Here is a 7494-nt window from a genome sequence, read left to right on the forward strand (position 1 = left end):
GGGCACCAAACTGGCTCCAGTCCTGCCAGCCCAGATCGCCCATCACCGACCACTGCTGATTAATATCATGCACCAGGCTTAACATGATCTGCTGCGGCGCCCGGACCTGCGCGGAGAGCGGCAGATCGTATTCGACGTTGGGTAAGTTCGGGAAACGCGCCTTCCCGTCAATATTAAAGTCATATTCGGTTTTACTGGTCCAGGTGATCCCCGCCCGGGTCTGGTCGGTGAGTTCCATCAGTAAGCCCAGACGATAGCTCATGGCCCAGTCGTGATCTTTTTCGGTCTCATCATCGCCGTCAACGTTGCGGGTAAGGGAAAGGAGGCCGTAGTTAACGTTGACCGAGCCGCCAACCGAGACCCGGTCGTTCAGCCTGTAGGCCAACGAGGGGCTTAAGGTCAGGGCGACCATCGCGCTCTTTTTAAGCAGCCGATCGCCCGCCCACTCACCATAGTCGGTTGCCAGGCCATAGTTGCCGTACAGCCCGATCCCGGCAAACAGATCGTCATTAATTTTTTGCGCGTAAAAGCCGCTGGCGTTGGGGAAGACGCTCATGATATCGCCCGGGCTTTGTCTGCCCGCCTCGTTATCCAGCGTATAGGAGATATCCCCGTCCATAAGCTGCACGCCGCCAGTAAACATATGATCCGGCAGGCGAGTCATGCCGGCCGGGTTGGTCACGATAGTGGAGGCATCCTGGGCGCGCGCCGCCTGCCCCGCTCCCGCAAGTGCCGTGTCCTCCGTGCCGATTTCATAGAAGTAGAGGCCACTGGCATGGCCTGTCTGGGCGAAAAACAGACCGAGACAAATCAGTGTCGATTTTTTCATTTGCCACCTGCGTGTAAGGGAGTGTACCGCTCTTTTCTTTAACCTTTCTCTGCATCGGGCGCCGTTGCCGGGGCCGGATACCAGTTATCTTTCGCCACCATCACCGCGCCCTCAGGTTGCATCACGAAGTTCGGCGACATGATCTGGACATTGAACTCGTTGAACACGTCCTGGATATTACTGTGCAGTTCGTTGCGGGCTACCGCCAGCGACTGCCCCGGCAGGAGCCGCACCTGCAACTCATAGGCGATATACCAGTCCATCAGGCTTAGCTGGCGCACCAGCGGCGGTTGGGTAGGATCGATGCACTGCGCCCGTTTAGCGGCCAGCTCCAGCATGGCGTGAACCTGCCGCCAGGGGGTGTCGTAGCCGATGGTGACGCCCACGGTCAGGTTCACCCCACCGTCCGGGTTTTGCACGCTGAGGTTGGTAATTTTGCCGCTGACCACCACCGCATTGGGCACCGTCACCACGTAGTTTTCCCGGGTGATGATCTTGGTGGCGAGCATGCCAACCTCACTGACCATCCCTTCGTTATCCGCCACCCGAATCACGTCCCCTTTGCGCAGCGCCCGGGAGTAGATCAGCACCAGTCCGCTCATGGCGTGGTTCATCACCCCCGCCGAGCCGAGGGTGAGCATTAAGCCGAAGAAGACGCTGATGCCTTTAAACGCCAGCGAATTGGCGCCGGGTAAAAACGGGTAGGCTGCCGAAAGGGCAAACAGCCACACCACCACCGAAATCAGTTTGCGGGTGGCACCGACGGTTTCAGGATGGATGCCCGGCAGCTGTAGCCGCCCCGCTTCCACCTGATTAAGTACAAACTTCAGCAGCCTGAGGATCGCCGCGGTAAGAAGAAAAATGAGCAGGACAATCAGCAGTCCCGGCATGGCTGAGGCAATCGACAGCGCCATTTGCCGCAGCACGCGGAACGACCAGTCGCCCAGGGAGGTGCCCCAGACGCGGGTCCAGGGAAACAGGCTGAAGACCCAGCTCAGCCAGAAATAAAACGCCACGACAGCCAGTAAAATCATCAGCAGGGCATAGAGGCGCGTCTCAATGGTGCCAATAAAGCGCCGCCAGCGATGGGGGATCAGGCTGCGGTTTTCGAGGATCCGCCGACGATAAAAACGCTGCACCCAGCGCCACGAGCGGTAAGCGCCGTAACAGAAGAGAACAAAGACCAGAAATCCCGCCACCGTTTTCACAGTGGAGAGCGCCAGCCAGCCTGAGTCATACTGATCGCGCAGGGCCATACGCTGGGCTTCCAGCCGGGTAAGCACCCGCTGGGCGGCCTGATCCAGCGTTAAATCATCGCCCTCGTCCAGATCCGCCTGCGCCAGCAGCATCACCGGTTTGCCGTTCATCACAATCAACCTTCCCTGCTGGTTATAGCGCGTGACCGGCACGATGTTGAGCGGCTCCCGCACGTCCGCCTCGGTAAAGTTGCGCAGCGTATTACGGATACGCAACACGCGCTCTTCGGGCGTGGTCAGGCCGAATTTCGCCTGCAGCATGACAATGGGCTGATGAAAAACATAGAGGGTGCGGGCGCGCTCCTGCTCCGTAGGGGCCTGGCGGGGCTCCGCGGCCTGTGAGATAAAAACAAAACCAGAGAGAAAACACGTTAAGAAGACGAGCAGGATCCTGTTCATTTCCACCACCCGAAACGCGCAATTATCGTTATTGTTAACGACCCACTACACCGCTGGTCTGTGCCTTCTTGAGCTTAGACCAGCGTTTCGTATCTGCCATCAGTTCGGTGATATCGCCAGGCCGCCCGCGCATTGCCCGGCGGCGCTTCGCTTGCACGGGCCTACAAAACCCGCTCTGCCACCTCCTGCAACGCATCCCGCTCCGCCCCCGCCAGCGTCTGCAACGGAAAAGGCAAACACGGCGCCGCAGCCCTTCCCCGCAGCTCCGCCACCGTCGCGATCACCCGCAAACTCCCGTAGCGACGGAAGAATCCCCATAACGGCTCCAGCGCGCCGTTAAGCCGCCGGGTCTCCTCCACATCCCCCCGCAGCGCCGCCTGCGTCAACCGCAGGCAATAATCCGGGAAAAGTCCGGCCAGCACCGAGTACCAGACGTCGCACCCTGCCCGCAGACCGGCAGCCGACTGCGCATCACCGCTGATGCCAATCGTCACCCCCGCCGCCACCTGGCTTTTCAGCTTCGCCACACGGGCTAAGGCGTCAGCCGGATCGGCAGGCAGATCGCCGAGCTTGATGGAACCCATGTTGGGTAAAAACGACAGCGCCACCAGCAGTTCATCATTAAATTCAAAGCCGCTGGTCGCCGGGTTGTCGTAGATACAGAGCGGAACGGAAATTTCACCGCAGAGGCGCTCGTACAGACGGAACACTTCCTCCGCCGTCAGTTTCTGGTAACAGAGCGGGGCCAGCAGCAGACCGCTTACCCCGGCCTTTTGCGCATCCTCTGCCAGTCTCACGATCTCTTCTGCGTTGACGCTGCCGATACTGGTCATCACCGGCACGCCCGCGGCGGCACTCACCGCCAGCCTTGTGGCGGCGAAACGCTGCTCCCGGGTTAAGTAGGCGTAACTCCCCGTGGAGCCCAGCGCGCCGATGGAATTTACCCCCGCTGCCGCCAGCGCCTCAATCAGCGCAACAAAGGCGTTTTCATCAATCTCCCCCTTTACCAACGGCGTGAGAGGAAATGCGCTCAGACCTGTAAACATCCTGAATCCCTTATAAAATTAGCGGCCAAATTTTCGTGATCCCACGACATAAAGAATCACGCCAAAGATGATAAACACCATTAACGGGCTCACCCTCTCATGCAGCAGCGTGGCGGGAGCCCCAGCCCGAAAAGCCTGTCCCATGCAATGATGCAGGCATTGTCAGCAGAGCGGCAACCACCATGAAAGGTAGTGCGATAATCAGCGCCCGGCTGATCGCCTGCCAGCCACCCGATTTACGGGCCAGCGCGGCCATTGAGCCTGAGCAGAGCCGCTAAGACTTATCTTAAATTCCCTCAGAAAGGGAATTATTTTATGAATCTGCAAACACCCTTTACCACCCGGAAATTATTCGTCAGATATATAAGGAATGCTAACTTATTTATTAGCGAGGATATATTCCCTGGAGCCGGTGAAAAAATAAAATTTGTTAGCCATGAGCAAGGAAAAAAACGCATCGGGAGGCTTATTGACGTTTGTTCCGTTCTGTCTACATTTATTTGTGCACGCATTTGAGGAAGTTGGTTTTCCTTAAAAGTATTCTCAACGAAAAACTGGAGACAAGTTATGGCTAATCATCGAGGCGGTTCCGGCAATTTCGCAGAAGACCGGGAGCGTGCATCCCAGGCGGGCCGTAAAGGCGGACAGAGTAGCGGCGGTAACTTTAAGAACGACCCGCAGCGGGCATCCGAAGCGGGAAAAAAAGGCGGACAAAATAGTCGCGGTGGCGGACGCAAACCCGCAGCGTAATCCGCTGCGATATATTTTCCGCTAACGGCGATATGTCAGACAATATATTCATGGACGTACCGAGCGGCAATTTTGCCACACCATGCAAACGCAGCCCGATATAATATACGGAGGTTAGAGTATGCATTTGAGACGAAGAGTTCGTAACGCACGCAATAATCATCGCACCCGTGATGATGTTGGCTGGATAATTCCGGAGGATGCAGAGTGTACGCGTTCGCCGGATAGCGGCGGCCCGGCGCTCAATATCATCAAGCGTGATGACGCTGACCGTGAAGTGAGGCTCAGTCAGCGTCAGTCGTACCTGGTCAACGCCATGGCGCACCGCGATCTGAAGTAATCAGCTGTTAAGTGATGCAAATTTGTTGTGTTTATTTTTTTGCCCGGCCTTCCCCGCCGGGCTTTTTTATGCCGCTCCTAGCGACGCAACGGCAATCCGGCGCTCTCTTTCGCCCGTAACACCGTCAGGAAGGTGATCAGGGCGGCCATCATGACAAACAGCGCGGGGGCGAGCGGATTGCCACTCTTCAGAACCAGCCAGGCCGAGAACCACGGCGTGACACCACCAAAGAACGCCACCGCCACGTTATAGGCGATGGCGATACCGCCAAAGCGAATCCGGGTAGGAAACAGCTCCGCAATAGCCGCGCAGCAGGCCCCGTCAAAGGCGGCAATGCAGATCCCCAGCAACAGCATCGCCAGTAGCGCGGAGACGATATCGCCCTGCGCCATCAATCCCATGGCAGGCCAGCTCAGGAGGATAAACCCCATGCAGCCCGCCAGCATCAGCGGCCTGCGGCCAAACCTGTCCGACAGATACCCCATAAAGGGCACCATCACCGCCACAGCTAACAGCCCGAGCGTGGTAATAAGGTATGCCTGCTGCGTCGGAAAGCGCAGCGCCGTCGTCAGGTAGCCGGGAATAAAGGCCTGTAGCATCCAGTGCCCCACCGCCTTGATGACCACAAAACCGATGCAGAAGCCCAGCGCGCGCCGCTCGGTGGTGACCGCCACCTTCAGCGGGGCGGCCTCGGTTTTATGGCTTTGCTTCAGCGCCAGGAATTCGGGAGAGTCTTCAAGATGGGTACGCAGGTAGAGGCCAATCCAGCCCAGCGGCCCGGCGAGCAGGAAGGGAATGCGCCAGCCCCACGCATTCATCGCCGCCTCTCCCAGCACCGTGGTGAGCAGCAGCACCAGGCCAGAGGCGGCAACAAAAGCCAGAAAGCCGAAGTTATCGATCCAGCTGGTAAAGTAGCCCCGGCGGCGGGCGGGAGCATATTCCGCCAGAAAGGTGGTGGCCCCTGCGCTTTCGCCCCCGGCGGCAAATCCCTGAACCAGACGCACCAGCACCAGCAGCACCGTGGCGAGAAGCCCCACCTGCGAATAAGTGGGCAGCAGTCCGATCAGAAAGGTGGCGCCCGAGGTCAGCATGATCACCGACGCCAGCACCCTCCGGCGTCCGATGCGGTCCCCGAGGGAGCCAAACCACAGCCCGCCCAGCGGACGCATCACAAACCCGGCGCCAAAGACCGCGAACGACGACAGCAGCGCCAACGCCGGATCGTCAGCCTGGAAAAAGTGCAGGCCAATAAACGCGGCCAGCGTGCCGTAAAGCCCAAAATCGAACCATTCAACAAAATGGCCGACACCGGTGGCAAACAGCACTTTGCGCAGCTTACGGGACACAGGATCCCCTTAGCGTTTTTTCGGCATCATGCGCAGGAGGGTACTGTCTTTCCAGTAGTAGTGGTGAAGCAGCGCGGCAAAGGCGTGGATCCCGATAACGAAATAGCCCAGCTTCGCCAGGGTGACGTGCCACGCTTTCAGCGTGTCCACGAGATCAAAATTGGACTCGGCGGCGTGCGGCATCCCCAGCCCGAACGCAAACCAGGTATTGCCCCGGTTATACATCATCACCAGCCCAATCAGCGGCAGCGCAATAAACAGTAGATAGATGGCGAGGTGCCCCAGATGCGATAAGCCGATATACATTGGTTTTGGCTTAGGCACAATCGGTGGCGCGGGATACTTAAGACGCACCAGCAGACGCGCGACCATCAGCACCAGTACAGAGATACCGCATGAAACGTGGACCATATTGATCAGCGGGCGGTCGCTGCGGGGGAACCAGCCGCGAAACTCCATGGCACAGTAGGCCACGATCACCAGCAGAAAAACCAGCCAGTGGATCGTGATTTGCAGGCCGGTGTATTTATTGCGCATAGTCTTTCCTGAACAGAAGGCTAAAAAACGTAAAATAACCCAGCTTCAGTTAAAAATTCATTAATTATTGTCCCCTATTTTTCAAAAACTTCCGTGCAGATGAGCCATCTTCAATTGCCTCGCTGGGCTTCATGGTCTAATCCTGGATGAGTTCAACGTCCCGTACATCACACAGGAGAAGATCATGAGTAAGATTGGCATTAACGGTTTTGGTCGTATTGGCCGACTGGTTCTCCGTCGGTTGCTGGAAACGCAGGACAGTAATAGCGTGGTGGCGATTAACGATTTGACGTCGCCAAAAGTGCTGGCCTACCTGTTAAAACATGACTCTAACTATGGCCCCTTCCCCTGGAGCGTCGACTTCACGGAAGACGCGCTGATCGTCGACGGGAAATCCATTTCGGTTTACGCCGAGAAAGAGGCGAAAAACATCCCGTGGCGATCTGCGGGCGTGGATCTGGTGGTGGAGTGCACCGGGTTCTACACCTCGCAGGAGAAATCCCAGGCCCATCTGGACGCGGGCGCCAAAAAAGTGCTGATCTCCGCCCCGGCCGGCGAGATGAAAACCATCGTCTTTAACGTTAACGACGACACCATCGAGGCCAGTGACACCATCATCTCCGTCGCCTCCTGCACCACCAACTGCCTGGCCCCACTGGCGAAAGTGCTGCACGACGCCTTTGGCATCAAGGCGGGCACCATGACCACCATCCACGCCTATACCGGCACCCAGGCGCTAGTGGATGGGCCGCGCGGCAAAGATCTTCGCGCCTCCCGCGCCGCGGCGGAAAATATCATTCCGCACACCACCGGCGCGGCGAAGGCCATTGGGCTGGTGATCCCCGCCCTGAGCGGCAAGCTGAAAGGCCACGCCCAGCGCGTGCCGGTTAAAACCGGCTCCGTCACCGAGCTGGTCTCTATTCTGGATAAAAAAGTGAGCGTGGATGAGATCCATCAGGCGCTGAAAAAGGCCACCGAGGGCAACGAATCC

General features: G+C 57.9%; 8 protein-coding genes and 1 pseudogene. 3 read left to right on the plus strand and 6 right to left on the minus strand.

Annotated elements, in window-relative coordinates; all coding sequences use genetic code 11:
• The 4 genes and pseudogenes from WFM46_RS21890 to WFM46_RS23930 all read right to left on the minus strand — a co-directional run.
• Window positions 1-829 (minus strand): OmpP1/FadL family transporter (locus WFM46_RS21890; protein ID WP_336998537.1); only part of this gene is annotated, 829 nt, incomplete at its 3' end.
• Between the two features lie 38 nt (window positions 830-867).
• Entirely contained in the window at window positions 868-2484 is a 1617-nt protein-coding gene (locus tag WFM46_RS21895; protein ID WP_336998538.1) for a mechanosensitive ion channel family protein, read from the minus strand.
• 161 nt (window positions 2485-2645) lie between these two features.
• Entirely contained in the window at window positions 2646-3530 is an 885-nt protein-coding gene (locus WFM46_RS21900; protein ID WP_336998539.1) for a dihydrodipicolinate synthase family protein, read from the minus strand.
• Between the two features lie 18 nt (window positions 3531-3548).
• A pseudogene (locus tag WFM46_RS23930) lies at window positions 3549-3783 on the minus strand (EamA/RhaT family transporter); the annotation flags it as partial.
• A 314-nt stretch (window positions 3784-4097) separates the two neighbouring features.
• Between WFM46_RS23930 and WFM46_RS21905 the strand changes: the two are divergent.
• Window positions 4098-4280: a general stress protein gene (locus WFM46_RS21905; protein ID WP_103179772.1), complete on the plus strand. Its 183-nt coding sequence runs from the start codon at window positions 4098-4100 to the stop codon at window positions 4278-4280.
• A 121-nt stretch (window positions 4281-4401) separates the two neighbouring features.
• On the plus strand, window positions 4402-4620 hold the full coding sequence (locus tag WFM46_RS21910) for a hypothetical protein (RefSeq protein ID WP_103179773.1): 219 nt from the start codon (window positions 4402-4404) through the stop codon (window positions 4618-4620).
• A 77-nt stretch (window positions 4621-4697) separates the two neighbouring features.
• Here the strand turns inward: WFM46_RS21910 and WFM46_RS21915 are convergent, their stop codons facing one another.
• Together WFM46_RS21915 and cybB are read right to left on the minus strand one after the other, a co-directional pair.
• The gene (locus tag WFM46_RS21915; protein ID WP_336998540.1) at window positions 4698-5966 is read right to left on the minus strand and encodes an MFS transporter; all 1269 of its coding nucleotides are present in this window, start codon (window positions 5964-5966) and stop codon (window positions 4698-4700) included.
• A gap of 9 nt (window positions 5967-5975) precedes the next feature.
• Window positions 5976-6503, minus strand: coding sequence for a cytochrome b561 (cybB, locus tag WFM46_RS21920; protein WP_336998541.1), 528 nt, complete (start codon window positions 6501-6503; stop codon window positions 5976-5978).
• Between the two features lie 184 nt (window positions 6504-6687).
• Here cybB and gap point away from each other — a divergent pair.
• Window positions 6688-7494, plus strand: an 807-nt coding sequence (gene gap / locus WFM46_RS21925; protein WP_336998542.1) for a type I glyceraldehyde-3-phosphate dehydrogenase, incomplete at its 3' end; no start/stop codon positions are given.

The organism is Leclercia sp. M50, assembly GCF_037150775.1.
Lineage (GTDB): Bacteria > Pseudomonadota > Gammaproteobacteria > Enterobacterales > Enterobacteriaceae > Enterobacter.